Source organism: Paracoccus yibinensis, from assembly GCF_030846195.1.
Lineage (GTDB): Bacteria > Pseudomonadota > Alphaproteobacteria > Rhodobacterales > Rhodobacteraceae > Paracoccus > Paracoccus yibinensis.
On the sequence record NZ_JAVCWH010000001.1, the window covers coordinates 91,105 to 114,988 of the forward strand.

The following is a 23,884-nucleotide window of genomic DNA, read 5'->3' on the forward strand; positions in this document are numbered from 1 at the left end:
CGATTTACCCCTGGATTGCAAGGGCCGTGGCAGATACCCGCACAGTCAGATTGCCGACAGTTGTATCGTTGCCATGAAAAAGCCGCCCGAAGGCGGCCTTTCGTTTACTGGTCCAGGAAGGACCGCAGCTTCCGACTGCGCGAGGGGTGCTTCAGCTTGCGCAGCGCCTTGGCCTCGATCTGGCGGATCCGCTCGCGGGTCACGCTGAACTGCTGGCCCACTTCCTCAAGCGTGTGGTCGGTGTTCATGCCGATGCCGAAGCGCATCCGCAGCACGCGTTCCTCGCGCGGGGTCAGGGAGGCCAGGACCCGAGTCGTCGTTTCCTTCAGGTTTTCCTGAATGGCCGAATCCAGCGGCAGGACGGCGTTCTTGTCCTCGATGAAATCGCCAAGCTGGCTGTCTTCCTCGTCCCCGATCGGGGTTTCGAGGGAGATCGGCTCCTTGGCGATCTTCATCACCTTGCGGACCTTTTCCAGCGGCATCTGCAGCTTTTCGGCCAGTTCTTCCGGGGTCGGTTCCCGGCCGATCTCGTGCAGCATCTGGCGGCCGGTGCGGACCAGCTTGTTGATCGTCTCGATCATGTGGACCGGAATACGGATCGTGCGCGCCTGGTCCGCGATGGACCGGGTGATCGCCTGGCGGATCCACCAGGTCGCATAGGTCGAGAACTTGTAGCCGCGGCGATACTCGAACTTGTCCACGGCCTTCATCAGGCCGATATTGCCTTCTTGAATAAGATCAAGGAATTGCAGGCCCCTGTTCGTGTATTTTTTGGCGATCGAGATCACCAGCCTCAGGTTCGCCTCGACCATTTCCTTCTTGGCCTGACGGGCTTCCTTCTCGCCGCGCTGGACCTGGGCGACGATGCGGCGGAATTCCTCGATGTCGACGCCGACATATTGGCCCACCTGCGCCATCTCGTTGCGCAGATCCTCGACTTTGTCGCGCGACCGTTCGAACAGCGCCTGCCAGCCACGCCCCGCCTGCTGGGACATCCGGTCGATCCAGGTCGGGTCCAGCTCGGTGCCACGATAGGCGTCGATGAATTCGCGACGGTTGATCCGCGCGGCGTCAGCCAGCTTGACCATGCCGCTGTCGATGGTGACGATCCGGCGGTTGATGCCGTAAAGCTGATCGACCAAGGCCTCGATCCGGCTGCTGTTCAGGTGCAGTTCGTTGACCAGCCCGACAATACGCGACCGCAGCACCTGATAGTCGCTTTCGTTGCTGGCCGAGAAGCTGTTGTCCTCGTTCAGCGTGGCCGACATCCGCTGGTCCTGCATCGCAGCCAAGGCTTCATAGTCCCGCGCGATCAGTTCCAGGGTTTCCAGAACCTTGGGCTTGAGGCTGGCTTCCATTGCCGCCAGCGACAGGTTGGCGCCTTCGTCCTCGTCCTCGTCATCCTCGCCCAGGATGGGATTGCCGTCGGCGTCCAGTTCCTCGCGTTTCTGCGTTGTTTCGGTCTGGACGCTTTCCTCGGTCAGTTCCTCTTCCTCGCCTTCCTCATCGTCAAGCGACTGGCCGAAGGTGGTTTCCAGGTCGATCACGTCGCGCAGAAGAATTTCTTCGTCCAGAAGTTCCTCGCGCCACATGGTGATGGCCTTGAAGGTCAGCGGGCTTTCGCAAAGTCCCGCGATCATGGTGTTCCGGCCGGCCTCGATCCGCTTGGCGATGGCGATCTCGCCCTCGCGGGACAACAGTTCGACCGAACCCATCTCGCGCAGATACATGCGCACCGGATCGTCGGTTCGGTCCAGCTTTTCCGTCTCGGAGGATGAGACCGCAATCTCGCGCGAGGTCGAGCCGACCACGGCGACCGCGCCGCCTTCGGGTTCCTCCGCCTCGTCCTCATCCTCGATCACGTTGATGCCCATTTCGGACAGCATCGACATCACATCCTCGATCTGCTCGGACGAGGCGTGTTCGGGCGGAAGGGCCGCATTCAACTGATCATAGGTGATATAGCCGCGTTCGCGCGCCTCGGCGATCATGCGCTTGACGGCAGCCTGGCTCATGTCCAGGGAATGCGCGTTGTCGTCCTTCTCGGTTTTGTCGTGATCGTCGTCCTTGGCGGCCATCAACGGCTCCCTTCTTCAGGCGGTGATTCGCAATGGGGCGAATCACTGAACATGAGTTCTACATTTAGCGTGGCGCACCCCCGAATCAAAGGGCACGCGATGCGACTGATTCGCTGGCGTGAGACGAATCGGTCAGGGGTGGTCAGCGGCGCGGTGGCTTGCGCCAGATCTGGCCATCGACGAACTGCGACAACTGGGCTGAAAGAGCCTCTCGATCCTCGTTCAAATCCATGCCGCCTTCCAGTTCAGGCCGCTCGGCACGGTGACGCGCGCGGGCGATCTGCTGCATCCGCCAAGTCAGCCCTTCGTCGGCCTCACCCTGGATTTCCGCTTCGGCCCGGGCAAGTTCGGTGCCGATGGCCCGCTGCGCCTCCAGCCGGTCCAGAAGGTTGCCCAGGATTGCGGCCACTGTTTCAGTGTCCTGCGTGTCGATGACCGCAGGAGTGAGGCCCAGATGGGCGTCTCGCCGCAGCGTTTCAAGACCGCGCCGCCCGGCATCGCTTTGGGTCTGGCCCAGAAGGTCGAACAGCAGGGCTGCCCGATCAGGATCCTGGGGCGACAGGCGCTCCAGGCGGGTTTCCATCTGCGCGACCAGTTCGGGGCGCAGCGCGCAGATCAGCAGGCTGGCCCCCTCCAGAAGGCTGCCCGCAGCCTGCGGGTTCGTGACGGTTGCGGGAATGGGCAAAGCCGGGCGCGATGTCCTTGCAGACCCTTTGCCCTTGCCGGGTGTCCAATCCTTGCGCCGCGACGATCCGCCAAACAGATCCCACTGCTTGCCCCGCAGTTCCTTGGCGTAATGGTTGCGGGTCAGTTCGTCCGGGATTTTGGCAACCGCATCCTGAAGGCGCTTTTCCAAGGCGGCCTTGCGTTCGGGGCTGTCGAAGACCTGTCCTTCGGTCTCGCGTGCCCACAGCAGATCGACCAGGGGGCGCGCCTGATCCAGCAGCGCCCCCATGGCAGCCGGTCCGGCAGCCTTGATCAGGTCGTCGGGATCCTGTCCCGCGGGCAGGATGACGAACCGCAGCGCCCGGCCCGGTCCCGTCATCGGCAAGGCCAGGTCGATCAGCCGCTGTGCCGCCCGCTGTCCCGCAGCGTCGCCATCCAGGGCGATCACGGGTTCGGGGCTGACGCGCCACATCAGGTGCAACTGTTCCTCGGTGATTGCCGTCCCCAAGGGGGCCACCGCGCCCTCGAACCCGGCGCGGGCCAGGGCGATCACGTCCATATAGCCTTCGGCCACGACCAACCGTTGACCCTTGGCAACAGCGGCGCGAGCAGGGCCGAGGTTGTAAAGGTTGCGCCCCTTGTCGAACAGCGGCGTTTCCGGGCTGTTGAGGTATTTCGCCCGTGCATTCGGATCCATTGCCCGGCCACCAAATCCGATGCAGCGCTCCTGCGCGTCACGGATCGGAAAGATGATGCGGCCCCGGAAACGGTCATAGGCCGCCCCGCCATTGTCGGGTCGCGCAGACATACCCGATTCGACGATCAGTGATTCGTCGAAGCCCTTGTCGCGCAATGCCTGCGTCAGTGCGGTGCGGCTGTCGGGGGCAAAGCCGATCTCGAACCGATCAAGCGCCGCCTGGTCCAAACTCCTCCGGGCCAGGTAGTCGCGCGCCTCGGCTGCGGCGCCGGTTTGCAATTGAAGGCGGAACCAGCGGCAGGCGGCCTCGGTCACCTCCAGCAGGCGGGTGCGGCGGTCGGTGCGTTCGCGGGCGCGGGGATCGGGCTCGGGCATCTGCAAGCCCGCCTCGGCGGCCAGCAGCTTGACGGCCTCGATGAACTCCATCCCGTCGGCTTCGCGCAGGAACTTGATCGCGTCGCCCTTGGCGTGGCAGCCGAAGCAATAGTAATAGCCCTTCTGGTCATCGCAGTGAAAACTGGCGGATTTTTCCTGATGGAACGGGCATGGCGCCCACCAGTCGCCGCGTGCCTGGTTCGACTTGCGCAGATCCCAGACGACCTTCTTCCCGATCACGCGGCTGATCGGGACGCGGTTGCGAATCTCGTCAAGGAAGCCGGGGGGCAGACTCATAAGGGGATTATCGCGCTGCGGCTGGTGTCAAGAAAGGGGTATTTGGGCAAAGAAGACGCGGCGGTCAATCCGCGCCCACGGCGCCGCGCGCCAGGCCCCAATAGATGTCGCCGATGCGGCGGCGGTCCAAACGGCCACCTTCGCGATACCAGTTGGTCACACCGGTCAGCATCGCGATCAGGGCCATCGTCGCCAGCCGGGGATCGTCGATGCGCATCACGCCCGCCGCCATTCCGTCGCGCAGGATGGATTCCAGCGCGGCCTCGTATTCGCCGCGCAGGGCGGCGATGCGCGCGCGGTTTTCGGGCGTAAGGTTGCGAAGCTCCATATAGGACAGGAACACGGCATCGGCATGATCCAGGCTGGTGTCGATATGGAAACGCACGAAATGTTCCAGCCGCGCCAGGGGATCGCCGGGAATGTCGGACCACGCACCCAACAACTCCTGCATGTGGCTTTCCAGAAGATCGAACAGCAAGGCCTGCTTGTCAGGGGTATAGGCATAGAGCGCCCCCGCCTGCACCCCCACGGCCGAGGCAATCTGGCGCATCGACACGGCGGCATAGCCCTGCCGCGCGAACAGGCGGCGGGCATGGGTGCGGATCAGGGGGCCGGTGACATCGGCGCGGGAACCTTGGGTGCGGGCCATGCGATCTTCTAGCGTGCGCAGGCGGGGCGGGAAAGTCCGTTGCCCCGGTGCAAGCCGCGCCATAATCTTGGGTCATGAAACATGTCCTGACCCTGACCTGCGCCGCATTCCTGGCGGCATGCTCGACCGATACTGAATCCTATCCGCGTCTGCTGCCCACCGATCAGATCCTGGCCGAACCCCTCCTGCCGGATCATGCGCCCCAAGCAACATCAACGGATCTCGAGGCCGAGACGCAGGCACGGGCGGACGCCCTGCGGCAGCGCGCCGACGCCCTGCGCGGGCCGGTTATTGAACCAGCGGCGCTGGAGCGAATCCGACCACAGGGATGATTGCTGCCCGAATGCATATCTGGTAAAGATTTTTGACCAATTCTGCCGGGGGGCCTCATGCCAGTCATCACTTCGATCGAAGATCTCAAGCGGATGCACCGCTCGCGCACTCCGAAGATGTTCTATGACTATGCGGAATCGGGCAGCTATACCGAACAGACCTTCCGGGAGAACACGACCGACTTCGCCCGGCTGAAGCTGCGCCAGAAGGTGGCCGTGGACATGTCGAACCGCAGCACGGCATCGGACATCGTGGGCCTGCCTGCGACGATGCCGGTTGCCCTGGCGCCAGTAGGCCTGACCGGCATGCAGCACGCCGACGGCGAGATCCATGCCGCCCGCGCCGCCGAAAAATTCGGCGTGCCGTTCTGTCTGTCCACCATGTCGATCTGTTCCATCGAGGATGTGGCGGAACACACTAGCAAGCCTTTCATGTTCCAGCTTTACACGATGAAGGACCAGGATTTTCTGGCCGCCATCATCGAACGGGCGAAAAAGGCAAATTGCAGTGCCTTGGTGCTGACGCTGGACCTGCAAATTCTGGGCCAGCGGCACAAGGATCTGAAGAACGGGCTGTCCGCGCCGCCCAAGCTGACGCTGCCGACCATGCTGGACCTGGCGACGCGCTGGCGGTGGGGAATGGGGATGCTGCAAACCAAGCGTCGTTTCTTCGGGAACATCGTCGGTCATGCCAAGGGGGTCGGCGATCCCTCCAGCCTGATGAGCTGGACGGCCGAGCAATTCGACGAGAAGCTGGACTGGGACAAAATCGCCCGCATCCGCGACATGTGGGGCGGCAAGCTGATCCTCAAGGGCGTGCTGGATCCCGACGACGCCCGGATCGCGGCCGATTTCGGCGCCGACGCGATCATCGTCAGCAACCACGGCGGACGCCAGCTTGACGGGGCGATATCATCCATCCGCATGTTGCCCCATATCGTCAAGGCCGTGGGCGACCGGGTCGAAGTCCACATGGACAGCGGCATCCGGTCGGGCCAGGACGTGCTGAAGGCCCTGGCGCTTGGCGCGCATTCCACCTGGATCGGGCGGGCATGGCTTCACGGCCTTGGCGCCATGGGCGAGGCGGGCGTGACCCGCGCGCTGGAAATCATCCGCAAGGAACTGGACATCAGCATGGCGCTGTGCGGCGAACGCGACGTCAAGCATCTGGGGCCGCAGAACGTGATGATCCCGCGCGGCTTCCTGGATGAATACGAGGTGCAGGCCCCCAAGGGGGCTTCACAAATCACCCCCATTGCCGTATAGGCCGCGACCTGTCGCCATGCACCCTTGGAGGATGGCGGCACCAACAACCAAGTTAGGAACATATCATGGCCAAAGAGATCCCTGATCTGGTGGCCGAGCCGCGCGCGGGGTCAGGCAAGGGGGCCGCCCGCCAAGCTCGCCGCGACGGCAAGGTGCCCGGAGTCGTTTATGGTGACCACAAGGACCCGGTCAACATCCAGTTCGACTTCAACAAACTGCTGACCCAGCTGCGCGCCGGTCGCTTCATGTCCACGCTGTTCAACCTGAAGGTCGAAGGTCAGGAAGACGTGCGCGTCATCTGCCGCGGCGTTCAGAAGGACGTGGTGAAGGACCTGCCGATCCACATCGACTTCATGCGCCTGCGCCGCACCTCGAAGGTGAACCTGTTCATCCACGTGGACTTCATCAACCACGACAAGTGCCCCGGCCTGAAGCGCGGCGGCACGCTGGTGACGGTGCGCCCCGAGGTGGAGCTGATCGTGACCGCCGGTGACATCCCCGATCACATCACCGTCGATCTGGAAGGCCTGAACGTCGGCGACACGATCCACATCAACGACGTGAAGCTGCCGGAAGGCGTGAAGCCGACAATCGACCGCAACTTCGTGATCGCCAACATCGCCGCGCCGTCCGCGCTGCGTTCGGGCGGCGACGACGAAGCCGAGGCCGCTGCCGAGGAGTGATCCCGGCCGGCGCGTAACGACGGGGCGGTGCCGCTGGCGCCGCCCTTTCCATTTTGCTAGTCCCCTTGCAGGAGGTCGCATGGAACCCATCCACATCATCGGCGCGGGCCTTGCCGGATCCGAGGCCGCCTGGCAGGCCGCCCGCGCGGGCGTCCCGGTGATCCTGCACGAGATGCGCCCCGCCAAGGGCACCTTTGCCCACAAGACCGGCGACTGCGCCGAGATGGTCTGTTCGAACAGCTTCCGGTCCGACGACGACGTGATGAACGCCGTCGGGCAACTGCATTGGGAAATGCGTGCGGCCGGCGGGCTGATCATGATGATGGCGGATCGCCACCGGCTTCCTGCGGGCGGCGCCCTGGCGGTCGACCGGGAAGCCTTTTCTGCCGCCGTGACCGAAGCCCTGCGGGCCGAGCCGCTGGTCCAGATCGTTCCGGGCGAGATCACCGACCTGCCCAGCGACGGCAACTGGATCGTCGCGACCGGCCCGCTCACTTCGGACAGACTTGCAGAGGCGATCCGGTCGGTGACAGGCACCGACGCCCTGGCCTTCTTCGACGCCATCGCCCCCATCGTCCATGCGGATACCGTCGACATGTCAGTCGCATGGGAACAAAGCCGCTATGACAAGGGCGAGACCGAGGCCGAACAGCGCGCCTATATCAACTGCCCGATGACCCGCGATCAATACGAGGCTTTCATCGACGCCCTTCTGGCCGCCGAAAAGACCGAGTTTCATGAAGGCGAAACCGCAGGTTATTTCGATGGCTGCCTGCCGATCGAGGTGATGGCGGAACGCGGCCGCGAAACCCTGCGCCACGGTCCGATGAAGCCGGTCGGGCTGACGAACGCGCACAAGCCCGATGAAAAAGCTTATGCAGTGGTTCAACTTCGGCGGGATAATGCCTTGGGAACGCTGTATAACATCGTCGGCTTCCAGACCAAGATGAAATACGGCGCGCAGACCCAGGTCTTCCGCATGATCCCCGGCTTGGAGAACGCCAGTTTCGCGCGTCTTGGCGGCATCCACCGCAATTCCTTCCTGAATTCGCCCACGCTGCTGGACGACCGGATGCGCCTGCGTCAGCGTCCGAACCTGCGCTTTGCCGGGCAGGTCACGGGGGTCGAGGGCTATGTCGAAAGCGCCGCCATGGGCCTGCTGGCTGGCCGGATGGCCGCCGCGCAGGCACAGGGACGCGACCTGCCGCCCCCCGCGCCGACGACCGCCATGGGCGCCCTGGTCAACCACATCACCGGCGGGGCCGAGGCCAAGACCTTCCAGCCTATGAACGTGAACTTCGGCCTGTTCCCGCCGCTGGAGGACATCCGGGGCGGCCGGAGGGGGCGCAAGGACCGCTATCCCGCCTATACCCAGCGGGCGAAGGACGATTTCGGCGCATGGCTGGCGGCGCAGTAACCCGCTTCGCGCCCTCGCCCACCGGATTGCTGCACCTGGGTCATGCCTATGCAGCCTTGGTGGCGGAAAGTCTGGCGGACCCCGGACGGTTCCTGTTGCGCATCGAGGATATCGACCAGGACCGCTGCCGCCCAGAATACGCTGCCGCGATCAGGGAAGACCTGGCTTGGCTCGGGCTTCGCTGGCCGGAACCAGTGATGCGGCAGTCGGACCGGATGGAGGCTTATCGCAAGGCGCTTCGGCGGTTGGCGCCCCTGACCTATCCCTGCCGCTGCCGCCGGGGGGACATCCGCGCCGCGCTGTCGGCTCCGCAGGAAGGCGTCCTGCCCGCCGGCCCGGATGGGTTGGTCTATCCCGGAACCTGCCGTGGCCGCAGCTTGGGGGACGCCGGGCCGGACGATGTGATCCGGCTGGACGTGGCCCGTGCCTTCGACGCCTTGGCCATGGCTAGGATCGCCTTCCAGGATCAGGCAATCATGCCCGGACATGACCACGAACTGACCCGAGATCAGTTCCTGGACGGTATAGGCGATGTGATCCTGTCCCGGCGCGGCATGGGCACCTCCTATCATCTGGCGGTGGTCGTGGACGACGCCGCGCAGGGGATCACCCTGGTCACGCGCGGAAAAGATCTTTTCGATTCAACCTATATTCACGTCCTTCTTCAGAAACTTCTTAATTTTTCCACCCCGCTTTACCATCATCACCGCCTGATCCGCGACGACGCCGGAAAGCGATTGGCCAAGCGTGACGACGCCCGCGCCATCCGTCATTACCGCGACGAGGGCGCCACACCGGATGACATCCGCAGCATGATCGGCTTCTAGGCCGTCGGCGCCATGATCTCGACCTCGCCGCTGTCGCGAACGGCCGTGTAAAAGCAGCTTCGCCGGTTGGTGTGGCAGGCCGGGCCGGTCTGTCGCACAAGGACCAGCAGGCAGTCACGGTCGCAATCGACGCGCAGTTCCACCAGTTCCTGCACATGCCCCGAACTTTCCCCCTTTACCCAGAACGATTGCCGCGACCGCGACCAATAGGTGACGCGCCCGGTTTCCAGCGTCCGCGCCACACTTTCGACGTTCATCCAGGCCATCATCAGAACCTCGCCCCCATCCGCGTCCTGGGCGATGGCGGGGATCAGCCCGTTCGGATCATATTTCAGGCTGGCAGGGTCGAACATCGGGTTTCCTTTCGGCTGACGCGTCCCTATCTAGACCCCAGGCAGCGCATGGGAAAGACCGATGGCCGACAGCGACCTGATGCAGCTTTATTCCCGCCGGATCCTGGCATTGACGACAGCGATCCCGCATCTGGGCGCGTTGTCGGAATTCGACGGCAAGGCCATGCGCCGATCGCCGCAATGCGGTTCCTCGGTCACGGCCTATGTCGCGATGGACGGGGACCGGATCGCGGATTTCCGGCAAGAGGTGCGGGCCTGCGCGCTTGGCCAGGCATCAGCCTCGGTCCTGGGGCAGGCCGTGATCGGGCGCAGCCGGGACGAAATCGCCGCGACCCGGGACGCCCTGCAAGCCATGCTGACGACCGAAGCCGATCCCCCCGCCGCACCCTTTGGCGCACTTGAGGCACTGTTGCCGGCGCGTGAATACCCGAACCGCCATGCCTCGATCCTGCTGGCTTGGAACGCGACGCTGGACGCCATCGACCAGGCCACCAAATCATGAAAAAGCCGGTCCCTTTGCAGGACCGGCAGGTGCGCGTGCTGGGGATCTGACGGCCGCACAGGCAAGCGCCGTCAGGGCAACGCGGGGCAGAGATCAGGCTTGCAGGATTGCAGGCAACCACAAGACAATGACGGTGGTGACGGCCAGGGCGGTGACACCCAACAGGTCGGATACGAATTCGCGAGACATGAGCAACTCCTATCTGTTGCTGTTTTGTTCTCATGTTCCTAGCGATTCGTAAAGAACATTTTAAGAACTTACCCGACCGAGATCAGCCGGATCGCCTCATCCTGGCTCATCAGCCACATCAGCATCCGAACAGCTTGCCCACGCGGGCTGTCCAAGGCGGGGTCACGGTCCAGAAGATGACGGGCGTCCTGACGCGCCACTGCCATCAGTCCCGCCTGATGTTCCAGGTCGCCGATGCGGAACCGGGGCAGGCCCGATTGCGCGGTGCCGATCACATCCCCTGCTCCGCGCATCTCCAGATCGACCTCGGCGATGCGGAATCCGTCCTCGGTGTCGCGCAAGGTCGTCAGCCGTCGTGCGCCGGTTTCGCCCAAGGGGGGATGATACATCAGCAGACAGGTTGAAGCCCCCGTTCCCCGCCCGACCCGGCCACGCAGCTGGTGCAGTTGCGCCAGGCCAAAGCTTTCGGCCCGTTCGATCACCATGATCGTGGCCTCGGGCACGTCCACGCCGACCTCAATCACCGTGGTGGCGACCAGAAGCCGGGCGCGGCCGCTGGCGAAATCGGTCATGGCGGCGTCGCGCTGATCGGGGGGCATCTGGCCGTGAACCAGCCGCACGACATCGCCGAACTGCGCCCGCAGGGCCTGAAACCGGGCCTCGGCCGCGGTCAGGTCCGTGACTTCGCTTTCATCCACAAGGGGGCAGACCCAATAGGCGCGCGCGCCCTGATCCAGCACATGACGCAGCCGGGCCGTCACCTCGTCAAGGCGTTGATCGCTGATCATCACCGTGGTGATCGGCTGCCGTCCCGGCGGCTTTTCGTCCAGGATCGAGATGTCCAGGTCCCCATATTGCGTCAGCGCCAGCGAACGCGGGATCGGCGTCGCGGTCATGATCAGCATGTCGGGCGGCACTTGCCCCTTGCCCGACAGTTCCAGCCGTTGCGCCACGCCGAAACGATGCTGTTCGTCGATGATCGCCAAGCGAAGATCGTGGAATTCGACGCCCCTCTGGAAGACCGCATGGGTTCCGACCAGTATGTCGATGCGCCCTTCCGCGAGGTCCTCCAAAAGTTGCGCGCGCAACTCGCCCTTGTCGCGTCCGGTCAGGGCAGCCAGCCGTATCCCTGCCGCACGGGCCAATGGCTCCAAGGCGCGGGCATGCTGGCGGGCGAGGATTTCGGTCGGGGCCATCAGCACCGCCTGCCCGCCCGCCTCGACCGCGACAAGGGCCGCCAGCATCGCGACCAGGGTCTTGCCCGATCCCACGTCGCCTTGCAGCAGCCGGTTCATGCGCCGGTCGCTGGCCATGTCCGCGGCGATTTCCCGGACGGCCCGCATCTGGGCACCGGTCGGAGGCCAGGGCAGATGATCCAGGACCGCGCGCCGCAGCCGCCCGTCGCCGCTGCTGGTCCGCCCCTTCAGCCGTCGCTTTTCACGCCGGACCAAGGCCAGCGTCATCTGATGGGCCAGAAACTCATCATAGGCCAACCGCGCCCGAGCAGGGGCGTCGGGCGACAGGTCGCGCATGGACCGGGGATCATGCGCGGCCTGCAATGCTGCCGCGAAGTCGGGCCAGCCCCGTTGTGCAACCAGTTGGGGGTCGATCCATTCCTGCATCGGCGGCAGGCGGGTCAGCGCCGCTTCAATCCCCTTGACGATGACCTTGCGCGTCAGACCAGCCGTCAGGGGATAGACCGCTTCGAACTCGGGCAGGGGCGGCTCGTCCTCTCGCTGGATGTGGTCGGGATGGACCATCTGGGCCAGGCCGTCGAACAGCTCGATCTTGCCGCTGACGATGCGGCGCGCGCCGGTGGGAAGCTGGCTCTCGATCCATTCCTTGCGGGGGTGAAAGAAAACCAGCGTCAGATCGCCGACGCCGTCGCCGCAATGGACGCGCCACGGGCGGCCCTTGACGGCGGGCGGATGATGGCGGCCCACCGTGACGGCGATGGTCACGATCTCGGGCGGCCGGGCTTCGCTGATGCGGGCGATGCGGCGGCGGGTGACGCCGCTGGCCGGCAGCGTCAGGATCAGGTCGCGCGGTCGTTCGATGCCCATTTGCGCCGAGGCATCGCGGCTTTTCGGACCCACGCCCGGCAGCGTGTCGATGGCCGCGAACAGCGGAAACAGCGCCGGGGGGCGCCCCTTGGGCTGCTGCGTCATGATCCGCCCGCGATGCGCAGCCATTCATCCTCGTCAATAACGGTGACGCCCAATCCCGCAGCCTTCGCCGCCTTTGATCCTGCGCCCGGCCCCGCGACCAGAAGGTCGGTCTTGGCGCTGACCGAACCTGCGACCTTGGCGCCCATGGCCTCGGCCCGCGCCTTTGCCTCGGCCCGCGTCATGCGCTCAAGGGTGCCGGTGAAAACCAGCGTCTTGCCGCTGATCGGGGTTTGCTGGATTTGGCGGACCGTGGCAGGAATGACCTGGACCTGTGCGATCAGCCGGTCGATGCTGGCGCGTTCGGCCGGTTGGGTCAAGGTAGTGACAAGGGACTGGACCAGCACGGCGCCAATGCCGTTGATCGTGGTCAATTCGGTCCAGTGCGGGCTGCCGGCCAGGGCGGCGCGGCGATCCTTGTCATCGGCGGCGAAGGCCGGTTCGTGCGCGGCGGCATCCACGGCGGCAAGCAAGGCGTCCCAGGTCCCGAAATGGCGGGCAAGGATCCCTGCCGCAACCTCGCCCACATGGCGGATGCCAAGGGCGAAGATCAGCCGTTCCAGGGGAATGCGGCGCTTGTCCTCGATCGCGGCGAACAGCTTTTCGACCGACCTTGCCCCGAACCCTTCGCGGTTCTTCAGCCTTGCGATGTTGCGGGCGTCGCGTTCGGCCAGGGTGAAGATATCAGCGGGTTCGCGGATCGGCAGAATGGGGTCGGCAAAGAACATCTCGATCTGCTTGGCGCCTAGGCCCTCGATGTCGAAGGCCGCGCGGCTGACGAAATGCTTCAGCTTCTCGATGGCTTGGGCAGGGCAGATCAGGCCACCCGTGCAGCGACGCACGGAATCGCCCGGTTCGCGGATCGCATCGGAGCCGCATTGTGGGCAGGTCTCGGGAAAGCTGTAGGGGGCGCTGTCGGCCGACCGGCGCGACAGATCAACGTCGGCGATCTTGGGAATCACATCCCCTGCCCGGTAGATCTTGACCCAGTCGCCTTCGCGGATGTCGCGGCCTTCCCGGATGGACGCGCCGCTGCTGTCGCGCCCGGCGATGTAGTCTTCGTTATGGAGGGTCGCGTTGGAAACGACCACGCCGCCGACCGTCACAGGCTCCAGCCGCGCGATCGGCGAAAGCGCGCCCGTGCGACCGACCTGAATGTCGATCCGATCCAACCGTGTCCAGGCCGTCTCGGCCGGGAACTTGTGCGCAAGTGCCCAGCGTGGCGTGGTCGAGCGGTATCCCAGCCGCGTCTGATAGGACAGGTCGTTGACCTTGTAGACGACTCCGTCGATGTCATAGCCCAGCGTCGCACGCTGCTGTTCGATCTCGGCCCAGACGGCCAGCATCTGGCCGACATCATGGCAGAGCCGTGTCAGGGGGTTCGTCTGGAATCCAAAGGCCGCCAGCCGTTCGACCGCCCCCATCTGCGTTTCGGCCAATGCCTGGCTGAGTTCCCCCCATCCATAGGCAAAGAACCGGAGAGGTCGCGAGGCGGTCACGTCCGGGTCGATCTGGCGCAACGACCCGGCGGCGGCGTTGCGAGGATTGGCAAAGACCCGCCCCCCTTCAGTCGCGTTCAGACGCTGGAAGTCGGCATGGCTCATGTAAACCTCGCCCCGCACTTCAAGAATCGCCGGAGCACCTGACAGTCGGTGAGGAATATCCGCAATGGTGCGGGCATTGGCCGTGACGTTTTCCCCTACCGTGCCGTCCCCGCGGGTGGCGGCTTCGACCAGGAATCCATCTTCGTAGCGCAGGGACAGCGAAAGCCCATCAATCTTGGGTTCAGCGGTAAAGGCCAGATCGCCGTCCCGCAGACCCAGAAAGCTGCGGACGCGGGCGACGAAATCCGTCACGTCGGTCTCGGCAAAGCCGTTTTCCAGCGACATCATACGCTGGGCGTGAACGACCTTGCCGAAGCCCTCTGCGGGGGCAGCCCCGACCCTGTGACTGGGGCTGTCGGGTCGGGCAAGCTGGGGAAAGGCACGCTCCAGCACCAGCAGCCGCTGCTTCAACGCGTCATAATCCGCATCCGACAGGACCGGTGCGTCCTTGACGTGGTAATCCTCGTTCGCCTGGGCGATCCGCGCGGACAGGTCGGCGATTTCATCGCCTGCGCGCTGTTCGTCAAGCGCGCCCGGATCCGGCCGCACCGCGCTGTCATCCTGCTTTTCGTGCGTCATCGCTGTCTCCGCCTTCCGTTCGTCTGTTCTATACGACGTTCGGCGAAGGGTTTTACAGGGGCTGCCGCCAGGTTCCTGCGGCAGCCGCCCTCTTAGGCGCCAATCGCCAGACGTTCGGCGTTGGGCGTAGGTTCGCGCAGGACATAACCCCTGCCCCAGACGGTTTCGATGTGGCTGTCGCCACCAATCGCTTCGGACAACTTCTTGCGCAACTTGCAGATGAAGACGTCGATGATCTTCAGTTCCGGTTCGTCCATGCCGCCATAAAGATGGTTCAGGAACATTTCCTTGGTCAGCGTCGTGCCCTTGCGCAGGCTGAGAAGTTCCAGGATCTGATACTCCTTGCCAGTCAGGTTGACGGCCTTGCCTTTCACCTGCACCGAACGCGCGTCAAGGTTCACCACGATTTCGCCGGTCTTGATGATCGCCTGGCTATGACCCTTGGACCGGCGGATGATCGCCTGGATGCGGGCTTGCAATTCTTCGCGGTTGAAGGGCTTGGTCATGTAATCGTCGGCGCCGAAGCCAAAACCGCGAAGCTTGCTTTCGGTGTCGTCAGAGCCGGTCAGGATCAGGATCGGCGTGTCGACACGGGCCAGCCGCAGATGGCGCAGAACCTCCATCCCGTGCATGTCGGGCAAATCCAGATCCAGAAGGATCAGATCGTAATCATACAGCTTGGCGAGGTCGATCCCCTCCTCGCCCATATCGGTTCGAAAGACATTGTAGCTGGCGGCAGTCAGCATCAATTCGATGGCCCGAGCCGTGCTGGGATCATCCTCAACCAACAGAATTCTCATGAATGTAAGCCCCGATTCTCGTATTCGCTGCGTTCAACCATCAACCCATAAGGTTAATATGTTGTTACCATGATCTGTTAATTGATCTGGCGCAACTTATGGTTGTCGAAATCGCTGGATTGCAGTGATTTTCAAGGCGTCAAGGCCATGAACCTGCATGGCCCTTGCCCAGCCGTCGAATTCCTCGTCCGACAGGCCATAGCGTCGAAGGGCCTCCTCCTTGGTGATCAGACCATGGACCACGGCGTTGACGACGGTTTCCTTTCGACTGGCAACCCATCGAGTGTGATCAGGCGGCAGGTCGGCCAGGGTCAGGATCCTGCCGTCCGGCAGTGTCACGGTGCGAGGCGTGTCGGTTTTCTTCAAGAACATCCCACCTGTCCTATGTCGCTTGCGAAGGACATTGTCCCGGATCCCCTTAAGGCCCGGTTGAGGGTGGCAGGTTTTTCTCGCTCCGGCTGCTTGAGAATAGACAGCATTTGCCTATATTTCGACGCAATTGTTATCCTTCGGATCCGTCATGACCCTTCATCACCGCGCCCCGGCGCGCGATCCCTTGCTGAACAGCCTCGGCTTCCCGAAACCGCCCGCACAGACACGGGTGGTCGTTGCCATGTCGGGCGGCGTGGACAGTTCGGTCGTGGCCGCCAAGCTGAAGTCCGAAGGTTATGACGTGATCGGCGTCACGTTGCAGCTTTACGATCACGGCGCTGCATTGGCGAAAAAGGGCGCCTGTTGCGCGGGGCAGGATATCCATGACGCGCGGCGCGTGGCCGAACGGATGGGATTCCCGCATTACGTCCTGGACTATGAAAACAAGTTTCGCGAATCGGTCATCGACGAGTTCGCGGATGCCTATCTGGCTGGCGCGACGCCCGTGCCCTGCATCCGCTGCAACGAACGCGTCAAGTTCCGCGACCTTCTGGAAACGGCGCGCGACCTGGATGCCGATTGCATGGCGACCGGGCATTACATTCAGCGCAAGGACGGTGCGGCACGGGCCGAGCTTCACATGGCCGCCGATCCGAACCGCGACCAGAGCTATTTCCTGTTCTCGACCACGCAGGAGCAACTTGATTTCCTGCGCTTCCCGCTTGGCCATCTGGAAAGCAAGGCCGAGACGCGTGCCCTGGCCGCGGAATATGGCCTCGCGGTGGCGGACAAGCCGGACAGCCAGGACATCTGCTTTGTGCCGAATGGCAATTATGCCGCGGTGATCGAGAAGCTGCGCCCCAATGCTGCCGAACCGGGCGAGATCGTGGACATGGAGGGCAAGGTCCTGGGCCGGCATCGCGGGGTGATCCACTACACGATCGGCCAGCGGCGCGGGCTGGGGATCGGCGGTTTGGGCGATCCGCTTTACGTCGTGCGGCTGGACCCGGATGCCCGCCGCGTGGTGGTTGGTCCAAAGTCTGCCCTTGCCACGACGGTCGTGCCCGTCAGCGAGGTCAACTGGCTGGGCGACGGACCCTTCGCGGGCGAGATCCCGGTAATGGTCCGCATCCGGTCCACCCGTCCGCCGCGCCCTGCGATCCTGCGCCCTGTCGATGCCACCCGCGCCGAAGTCGAGTTGCTGGACCCCGAGGAGGGCGTCAGCCCCGGCCAGGCCTGCGTCTTCTACGAGCCGGACAGCACCCGTGTGCTGGGCGGCGGATGGATCACGCTGCGTCGGCGGAAAGCTGCCTGATCCGTTGGATCATCGCCCGCAGCCCGTTCGAGCGCTGCGAGGAGAGATGCTCGTCCAATCCCAGGCGCGCCAGTTCGGCCTGGGCGTCGATCTGGCCCACCTGCCCGACCGGCACCCCGGAATAAAGCGCGTGCAGCACCGCGATCAGCCCGCGCACGATCATCGCGTCGCTGTCGCCCTGAAAATCGAAGCGCCCGTCTTCGATCCGGGGCATGATCCAGACCTGGCTGGCGCAGCCCTCGACCTTGGTGGCGGGCACCTGCAGCGCGGGGTCCATCGGCGGCATGGCACGGCCTAGTTCGATCACGTGGCGATAGCGGTCTTCCCAGTCATCCAGGAAGTCGAAGGTCTCGGCGATGTCTTCGAAGGCTTGGGTTGCCATGGCGCGGTCCTTTTGCCCTGTGGTTAGCGCGGCAGGCCGGCAAGGTCAAAGTGCCTTTATCCCGCAGCGGAATTCGCCTAACAAACCGAAAACGCCCGAGGGATGGTGACATGATGAAACTGACTGCGCCCCTGCTGATCGCCGCACTGGCCATGACCGGCTGCGGACGGCTTGGCGACAGCAGCTGGAACCCCCTGTCCTGGGGCGAGGCGCCGGCCCGGACCCTGGAACCCGAGGGCGGCTATGCCGAGGTGTCGGACAACCGCCCGCACATCCCTCAGATCACCGCCGCCCGTTGGGAGCCGCTGAACGAAGGCCGCCTGCTGGTCGTGAACGGATTCGCCCCGGTGCGCGGCTATTCCTCGGTCGCGCTTGTCACCGCGCGTCCGATGCCGGGCGACCGCATCTCTCCCGATGCCGATGGTGTGCTGCGGCTGCGGCTGGTGGGCGTCCCGCCCGCGCCGGGCAGCCCCGCCGCCCTGCCCGCCCGTCCCGGCGTGGACGAAATCACAGCGGCGATGGCGCTGTCCTCGGTGCAGCTATCGCGGATTGCGGCGGTGGAGATCACGAGTGCCGGGAATGTGGTAAGGTTGACGCGGTAGGGTGCCTGATTTCATACACTCTACGGAAATTAGCGAAAGCGGGATTGTAGGGTGGGGTTTCACCCCACCATTCCAACGGATGAGCCAAAAAACGGAGGGTGAAGCCCCAACCTACGCTTGTTAACGTGCAGCGTCCGCGATCAACGCCGGGTCAACAGCAATACCTGCATCCATAAGATGCTGGACCAAACCAGGGACCTGTTCTTGAACCCTCGTTTGATATTCAAGTCGAACAATGCCGTCGGTATCGGAAGGAAGTTCGACATCACCGCGTTTCTTTATTATAACCATGCGAGAGCGCGATAATGCTGCCATCACCATACCCATTTCCAAGACAACATTTTGGCGAGCACGGGCTTTAGCACCAGCTTCTCCATCACGGATCGAGTAGCCAACATCATCTGGAGTTACCAATACTATGCCAAATGCAGCGTCATTTATAATGCGCGCCTCAAGAGCTTCGATGAGTGTTTTACTCCCTGACGAAGAATTTTGAAGTATAAACGGCAAAAGGTTGAGCCTTCTTAAAATTAGTTCAAGTTCATTGCGCGCCGCTTCATCATGCCCGTGCACGATGAAGATTTTTGCAGGTGCTGCGGCTTCAACTTCCCGCTTTACCGGCTCTTTGCGCTGAAGTTGTTGATTTCCACCCAGAACTGAGCCGGCATTTCCATCGAGAAGTGAGCCACCTCTGACTATGGATTTCCGGTCATTCAGTGGTCAAGGCGTGATGGTTCTCCTTCTTCTGGCGCGCTGCGGCTGCTGAACTGGCCTTGAAGCGGAAGCTGTCGTTTCCGGTCTCCAGGATGTGGCAGCGGTGGGTGAGCCGGTCGAGGAGCGCGGTGGTCATCTTGGCATCGCCGAACACTGTGGCCCATTCGCTGAAGCTGAGGTTCGTGGTGATGATGACGCTGGTCCGCTCATAGAGCTTGCTCAGCAGATGGAAGAGCAGCGCCCCGCCCGAGGCGCTGAAGGGCAGGTATCCCAGCTCATCGAGGATCACGAGATCGAGGCGGGTCAGGCTTTCGGCAATCTGCCCGGCCTTTCCCTTGGCCTTCTCCTGTTCGAGGGCGTTGACCAGTTCAATGGTGGAGAAGAAGCGGACCTTGCGGCGGTGATGCTCGATAGCCTGGACGCCGAGGGCGGTTGCGATGTGGGTTTTCCCCGTGCCCGGACCGCCGATCAGGACGATGTTCTGGGCCCCGTCCATGAACTCGCAACGATGCAGTTGTCGCACTGTGGCTTCGTTGATCTCGCTGGCCGAGAAGTCGAAGCCCGAGAGGTCCTTGTAGGCGGGGAAGCGTGCGGCCTTCATGTGATAGGCGATGGAGCGCACCTCGCGCTCGGCCATCTCGGCCTTGAGAAGCTGTGTCAGGACCGGCACGGCTGCTTCAAAGGCCGGCGCCCCTTGCTCGATCAGGTCGGTGACGGCTTGCGCCATGCCATGCATCTTGAGGCTGCGGAGCATGATGATGATGGCGCCGCTGGCAGGATCATGACGCATGATGGCCTCCTGCAACGGAGGTGCGCAGGCCGTCGTAGCGTTCGACATTGGCCTTGGGCTCACGGCGCAGGGCCAGGGCCTGCGGGGTATCGAGGGGCGGCCCGCCGATGACCTTGCCATCGACCAGCCGGTGCAACAGGTTCAGCACATGGGTCTTGGTCGCCACGCCCTCGGCCAGGGCCAATTCCACTGCGGTCAGCACGGCCTGTTCGTCATGCTGGAGAACCAGGGCGAGGATGTCGACCATTTCCCGATCACCGCCGGGCTTGCGCAGCATCTGCTCCTGCAACTGCCGGAAGGCAGGCGGCAGTTCCGCGAATGGCGCTCCGTTCCTGAGAGCCCCGGGCTTGCGCTGGAGAACAGCCAGGTAATGCCGCCAGTCATAGATCGTCCGCGGTGGCAGCTTGTGGCTGCGCTGGATGATGCGGCCATGCTCGCACAGGATGTTGCCCTCGGCCGCCACGACCAGCCGGTCCGGATAGATCCGCAGGCTGACAGGCCGGTTCGCGAATGACGCCGGCACGCTGTAGCGATTGCGCTCGAAGCTGATCAGGCAGGTGGGCGAGACACGCTTGCTCAACTCGATGAAGCCGTCGAAGGCGGGCGGCAACGGCATCAGCGCGGCCCGCTCTGCAGTCCAGACATCTGCGATCGTGCCCGGCAGCGTGCCGTGCGGGGTCTCCTGCCACACCTCAAGGCAACGCTGCTCCAGCCAGGTGTTCATCGTGGCAAGGTCGGGAAAGCCCCGCATCTCCTGCAGGATCTGGCGGCGGGAGTCCTGAACGTTCTTCTCGACCTGACCCTTCTCCCAGCCTGCGGCCGGATTGCAGAACTCCGGCTCGAAGACATAGTGATTGGCCATGGCGAGAAAGCGGAGGTTGACCTGCCGCTCCTTGCCGCGACCGACACGGTCCACTGCGGTCTTCATGTTGTCGTAGATGCCCCGCTCGGGCACGCCGCCGAACACACGGAACGCGTGCCAGTGGGCGTCAAACAGCATCTCGTGGGTCTGGAGCGGGTAGGCGCGCAACAGGAAAGCCCGGCTGTGCGACAGCTTGATATGCGCCATCTGAAGCTTGGTGCGCTCGTCGGCCAGATGCCCGTAGTCTTCGCTCCAGTCGAACTGGAAGGCCTCTCCCGGTCGAAAGGACAGCGGCACAAAGGTGCCGCGGCCCGTCGTCTGCTGTTCGCGCTGGCGATCTGTGCGCCAGTTCCGCGCAAAGGCCGCCACCCGGTTGTAGGAGCCGGTGAAGCCGAGCGCCACGAGATCGGCATGCATCTGTTTCAGCGTCCGCCGCTGCTTGCGCGACTTGCCGGCTTCCGTCTTCAACCAGCCGGCCAGCTTCTCGGCGAAAGGATCAAGCTTGCTCGGGCGATCCGGCGTGGCGAACTTCGGCTCGATCGTGTCTGCCGCCAGGTGCTTCGTAATCGTGTTGCGCGACAAACCGGTGCGCCGCGCGATCTCGCGGACCGACAGCTTCTGCCGCAAGTGCATGCGTCGAATGATGTTCAAAAGTCCCATGTGGATCACTCCCGTTACCCCCGCCGCTCATCGCTTTGGGGAAAGGTTCACATGGCTCAATTCTCAGTGGAAATTACGCGCCTATCCGGCTCAGTTCTGGGTGGAAATCAACACCTTTAGTTCTTCTAAGCTGCCATAAAATTTCATGGTTTTCACCTACTCAACCCCCCACTCACACTCGGCACATCACCTGCCGCAAACCCATAATGCCGCAGCCACCGCAAATCGCTCTCGAAGAAGGCGCGCAAATCGGGAATCCCGTATTTCAGCATCGCGATCCGGTCGATGCCCATGCCGAACGCAAATCCCTGCCATTGGTCGGGATCAATCCCGCCTGCACGCAGCACCTTGGGATGCACCATGCCGGACCCAAGGATCTCCAGCCACGAATCCCCCTCGCCGATCTTCAACTGGCCGCCTTCCCAGGAACAGCGGATGTCCACCTCGGCGGACGGCTCGGTGAAGGGGAAATGGCTGGCGCGGAAGCGCAGCTCGACCTGGCCCACCTCGAAGAAGGCGCGGCAGAATTCCTCCAACGTCCATTTCAGTTGCGCCATGCTGATGTCCCGGTCGATGGCGAGGCCCTCGACCTGGTGGAACATCGGCGTATGGGTCTGGTCCATGTCCATGCGATAGACGCGGCCAGGGCAGATCACGCGGATTGGCGCACCCTGGTCCTGCATCGCGCGGATCTGGACGGGGCTGGTATGGGTGCGCAGAACATGCGGCGGGCGGTTGTCGCCGGGCGCGCGGTGCATGAAGAAGGTGTCGTGTTCCTGGCGCGCGGGGTGTTCGGGCGCGATGTTCAGCGCGTCGAAGTTGTACCAGTCGGATTCGACCTGCGGGCCCTCGGCCACGGCAAAGCCCATGTCGGCGAAGATCGCCGTCACTTCCTCGGTCACCTGGCTGATCGGGTGGATCGTGCCCTGCGGGCGCGGGCGGCCGGGCAGCGTCACGTCCAGCCATTCGCCGGCCAGCCGCGCCTCCAGCGCCGCATCCTCAAGCGACAGCTTGCGGGCGCGCAGGGCGGCGTCCAGCTCGTCGCGCAGCTCGTTCAGCGCCCGGCCGGTGGTCTGACGTTCCTCGGGGCTCATGCGGCCCAGTTCGCGCATCTTGAGGCTGATCTCGCCCTTCTTGCCCAGGGCGGCAAGGCGCACCTCCTCGATCGCGGCGGGGTCAGTGGCACCGTTGATGCGGTCAAGCCATTGCTGGCGGAGGGGGTTCAGATCGTCCATCGTCATGCCTCGTCCTTGTCGGGCTTGGCGTTAGCATTTGTGCGGCCAAGGGGGAAGCCTTCAGCGCGGCGCCACGTCCAGCCAGACCCCGCCATGCGGGCGCAGCGTCAGGATCATGCGTGGCTGCGGGTTCCGCCCTGGAATGGCGCGAAAGCGGAAGCGCGCCAGCAGCGTGGACAGGATGATGACGGCCTCGTGCATGGCGAAGCTGGCGCCGATGCAGATGCGCGGCCCGGCCCCGAAGGGCAGATAGGCATAGCGGTCGGGCGTGACCAGGAAGCGGTCCGGGTCGAAGGCATCGGGACGATCCCACAGCAGATGGTGCCGGTGCAGTGCGTAGATCGGCAGCATGACGGTGTCGCCGGGTAAAACCTCTCGGCCACACAGGCGGTCCGCGACCTGCGCCGTGCGCGACAGGAAGGCGGCGGGCGGATAAAGCCGCAGCGCCTCGCTGACGATGCGTTGGGTCAGGGGCAGCATGGGCAGGTCGGCGGCCGTGGCGGCGCAGTCGCCCAGGACGGCCTGCCCCTCGGCCGCCGCGCGGTCCTGCACGGCGGGGTCGAAGGCGCAGAGATACAGCGCCCAGGCCAGGGTCAGGGCCGTCGTCTCATGCCCCGCGACGATGAAGGTCAGCAGGTTGTCGCGCAGTTCGTCGCGTGTCATGGTGCGGCCGGTTTCAGGATCGGCCGCATCCAGCAGCAGATCCAGCAGGTCGGGCGCGCCTTCCGTCCGGGGCGCGGCGGCGCGGGCGTCAATGGCGCGGTCGGCTATGTCCTTCATGCGGTTCAAGCCGGGACGAGAAAACATCCGGCCCGGGCGCGGTATCCAGCCTGGAAGGCCCATCACGTCCAGGAGCGAAACCTTGGCCGTCTGCGCGATATAGCCGTCGATGGCGTGATGCACCGCATCGCGGTCAAAGGCCTGGTCGCCCGACAGCGTGACATCGGAAATCACGTCGAAGGTGGCGGCCACCGTTTCCTCGAACAGATTGACCGGCCCACGCGCGGCGGCCAGGCGCCGGCTGGATGCCTCGGCCGCGGCAGTCATGATCGGGCCAAGCGCCTCGACATGGCGCAGGGCAAAGGCGGGGGCCATGGCACGGCGCTGCCACCGCCACTGGGCGCCCTCGGCCACGAACAGGCTGTCGCCGATGGCGGGTTCCAGGATCAGCTTGGTGACGGTGGATTTCGGATAATCCTCGACCCGGTTCTTGAGGATATGGCGCAGCGTAGGCGGGTCCATGACCATGTGGAACCGGACCCCCGTCTTGCCCGATACGATCGGCTGGCGGGTGGCGATCTGAGGGATCAATTCCAGCAGGTTGCGTCGCGCGGTCAGCGCGGTGCCGACAATGCCTAGTGGCTGCCGGGCAAGTACGACCTTGACAGGTTCCCGGGTGCGGATGGGCGCGGTTCCGACGTTCATCCTGCAAGGATAGGAAGCGCCCACCCCTGAAGCAATGGCGCCCATGGA

Annotated in this window: 22 protein-coding genes; 8 read left to right on the top strand and 14 right to left on the bottom strand. The window is 64.0% G+C overall.

The features are described 5' to 3' along the window. Window positions 1-104 precede the first annotated feature (104 nt). From rpoD to RAH32_RS00450, 3 genes are all read right to left on the bottom strand, one after another. On the bottom strand, window positions 105-2,078 hold the full coding sequence (gene rpoD, locus RAH32_RS00440; RefSeq protein ID WP_306604050.1) for an RNA polymerase sigma factor RpoD: 1,974 nt from the start codon (window positions 2,076-2,078) through the stop codon (window positions 105-107). Window positions 2,079-2,220: 142 nt separating this feature from the next. Further along, window positions 2,221-4,113, bottom strand: a complete 1,893-nt coding sequence (gene dnaG, locus RAH32_RS00445) for a DNA primase (RefSeq protein WP_306604052.1) — start codon at window positions 4,111-4,113, stop codon at window positions 2,221-2,223. Window positions 4,114-4,177: 64 nt separating this feature from the next. Next, window positions 4,178-4,762 carry a TetR/AcrR family transcriptional regulator gene (locus RAH32_RS00450; RefSeq protein ID WP_306604054.1) on the bottom strand — a complete coding sequence of 195 codons (585 nt, stop codon included), beginning with the start codon at window positions 4,760-4,762 and terminating at the stop codon, window positions 4,178-4,180. A 74-nt stretch (window positions 4,763-4,836) separates the two neighbouring features. On the opposite strand from RAH32_RS00450, the gene RAH32_RS00455 reads away from it, so the two are divergent. The 5 genes from RAH32_RS00455 (at window position 4,837) to gluQRS (ending at window position 9,287) form a co-directional block, all read left to right on the top strand. Further along, complete coding sequence (locus RAH32_RS00455; RefSeq protein ID WP_306604056.1) at window positions 4,837-5,094, top strand: hypothetical protein; 258 nt, start codon at window positions 4,837-4,839, stop codon at window positions 5,092-5,094. 57 nt (window positions 5,095-5,151) lie between these two features. After that, entirely contained in the window at window positions 5,152-6,360 is a 1,209-nt protein-coding gene (locus RAH32_RS00460) for an alpha-hydroxy acid oxidase (protein ID WP_306604058.1), read from the top strand. A gap of 65 nt (window positions 6,361-6,425) precedes the next feature. After that, window positions 6,426-7,043, top strand: coding sequence for a 50S ribosomal protein L25/general stress protein Ctc (locus RAH32_RS00465; protein WP_306604060.1), 618 nt, complete (start codon window positions 6,426-6,428; stop codon window positions 7,041-7,043). A gap of 79 nt (window positions 7,044-7,122) precedes the next feature. Further along, window positions 7,123-8,460 (top strand): methylenetetrahydrofolate--tRNA-(uracil(54)-C(5))-methyltransferase (FADH(2)-oxidizing) TrmFO, encoded by a 1,338-nt coding sequence (gene trmFO / locus RAH32_RS00470; protein ID WP_306604062.1) that lies wholly within the window; start codon window positions 7,123-7,125, stop codon window positions 8,458-8,460. Then, window positions 8,442-9,287: a tRNA glutamyl-Q(34) synthetase GluQRS gene (gene gluQRS / locus RAH32_RS00475; protein WP_306604064.1), complete on the top strand. Its 846-nt coding sequence runs from the start codon at window positions 8,442-8,444 to the stop codon at window positions 9,285-9,287. Before trmFO ends, gluQRS begins: the two co-directional genes overlap by 19 nt. Here gluQRS and hisI read toward each other — a convergent pair. Then, window positions 9,284-9,640, bottom strand: a complete 357-nt coding sequence (gene hisI, locus RAH32_RS00480) for a phosphoribosyl-AMP cyclohydrolase (RefSeq protein WP_306604066.1) — start codon at window positions 9,638-9,640, stop codon at window positions 9,284-9,286. The two genes, gluQRS and hisI, sit on opposite strands and share 4 nt — an antisense overlap. A 61-nt stretch (window positions 9,641-9,701) precedes the next feature. Here hisI and RAH32_RS00485 point away from each other — a divergent pair, with 61 nt between their 5' ends. Beyond that, on the top strand, window positions 9,702-10,142 hold the full coding sequence (locus RAH32_RS00485) for an iron-sulfur cluster assembly scaffold protein (protein WP_306604068.1): 441 nt from the start codon (window positions 9,702-9,704) through the stop codon (window positions 10,140-10,142). Between the two features lie 257 nt (window positions 10,143-10,399). Here the strand turns inward: RAH32_RS00485 and recG are convergent, their stop codons facing one another. The 4 genes from recG to sciP form a co-directional block, all read right to left on the bottom strand. Further along, window positions 10,400-12,523 carry an ATP-dependent DNA helicase RecG gene (gene recG / locus RAH32_RS00490; protein WP_306604070.1) on the bottom strand — a complete coding sequence of 708 codons (2,124 nt, stop codon included), beginning with the start codon at window positions 12,521-12,523 and terminating at the stop codon, window positions 10,400-10,402. Next, window positions 12,496-14,679 carry an NAD-dependent DNA ligase LigA gene (gene ligA, locus RAH32_RS00495; protein WP_306604072.1) on the bottom strand — a complete coding sequence of 728 codons (2,184 nt, stop codon included), beginning with the start codon at window positions 14,677-14,679 and terminating at the stop codon, window positions 12,496-12,498. The genes recG and ligA overlap by 28 nt, the downstream gene beginning before the upstream one ends. Window positions 14,680-14,771: 92 nt before the next feature. Then, a complete protein-coding gene (gene ctrA, locus RAH32_RS00500; RefSeq protein WP_089388317.1) occupies window positions 14,772-15,479 on the bottom strand; it encodes a response regulator transcription factor CtrA in 708 nt (235 codons plus the stop codon). 96 nt (window positions 15,480-15,575) lie between these two features. Beyond that, window positions 15,576-15,851, bottom strand: a complete 276-nt coding sequence (sciP, locus tag RAH32_RS00505; protein ID WP_306604076.1) for a CtrA inhibitor SciP — start codon at window positions 15,849-15,851, stop codon at window positions 15,576-15,578. Between the two features lie 148 nt (window positions 15,852-15,999). Here sciP and mnmA point away from each other — a divergent pair, with 148 nt between their 5' ends. Continuing rightward, window positions 16,000-17,166 (top strand): tRNA 2-thiouridine(34) synthase MnmA, encoded by a 1,167-nt coding sequence (mnmA, locus tag RAH32_RS00510; protein ID WP_306604078.1) that lies wholly within the window; start codon window positions 16,000-16,002, stop codon window positions 17,164-17,166. On the opposite strand, the gene RAH32_RS00515 is transcribed toward mnmA, so the two are convergent. After that, entirely contained in the window at window positions 17,138-17,548 is a 411-nt protein-coding gene (locus RAH32_RS00515) for a SufE family protein (RefSeq protein ID WP_306604080.1), read from the bottom strand. The genes mnmA and RAH32_RS00515 overlap by 29 nt on opposite strands. Before the next feature lie 110 nt (window positions 17,549-17,658). Here RAH32_RS00515 and RAH32_RS00520 point away from each other — a divergent pair, with 110 nt between their 5' ends. After that, window positions 17,659-18,150, top strand: a complete 492-nt coding sequence (locus tag RAH32_RS00520; protein ID WP_306604082.1) for a hypothetical protein — start codon at window positions 17,659-17,661, stop codon at window positions 18,148-18,150. A 120-nt stretch (window positions 18,151-18,270) separates the two neighbouring features. Here RAH32_RS00520 and RAH32_RS00525 read toward each other — a convergent pair whose 3' ends face one another. The 5 genes from RAH32_RS00525 to RAH32_RS00545 all read right to left on the bottom strand — a co-directional run bounded on the left by RAH32_RS00525 (window position 18,271) and on the right by RAH32_RS00545 (window position 23,836). Continuing rightward, the gene (locus tag RAH32_RS00525; RefSeq protein ID WP_306604084.1) at window positions 18,271-18,723 is read right to left on the bottom strand and encodes a nucleotide-binding protein; all 453 of its coding nucleotides are present in this window, start codon (window positions 18,721-18,723) and stop codon (window positions 18,271-18,273) included. A 136-nt stretch (window positions 18,724-18,859) separates the two neighbouring features. After that, window positions 18,860-19,654 (bottom strand): IS21-like element helper ATPase IstB, encoded by a 795-nt coding sequence (gene istB / locus RAH32_RS00530; protein WP_306605160.1) that lies wholly within the window; start codon window positions 19,652-19,654, stop codon window positions 18,860-18,862. Continuing rightward, a complete protein-coding gene (gene istA / locus RAH32_RS00535) occupies window positions 19,644-21,176 on the bottom strand; it encodes an IS21 family transposase (protein WP_306604087.1) in 1,533 nt (510 codons plus the stop codon). The genes istB and istA overlap by 11 nt, the downstream gene beginning before the upstream one ends. 152 nt (window positions 21,177-21,328) lie before the next feature. Further along, window positions 21,329-22,411, bottom strand: a complete 1,083-nt coding sequence (gene pheS / locus RAH32_RS00540; protein WP_306605162.1) for a phenylalanine--tRNA ligase subunit alpha — start codon at window positions 22,409-22,411, stop codon at window positions 21,329-21,331. Window positions 22,412-22,471: 60 nt separating this feature from the next. Continuing rightward, on the bottom strand, window positions 22,472-23,836 hold the full coding sequence (locus tag RAH32_RS00545; RefSeq protein ID WP_306604089.1) for a cytochrome P450: 1,365 nt from the start codon (window positions 23,834-23,836) through the stop codon (window positions 22,472-22,474). Window positions 23,837-23,884: the final 48 nt, after the last annotated feature.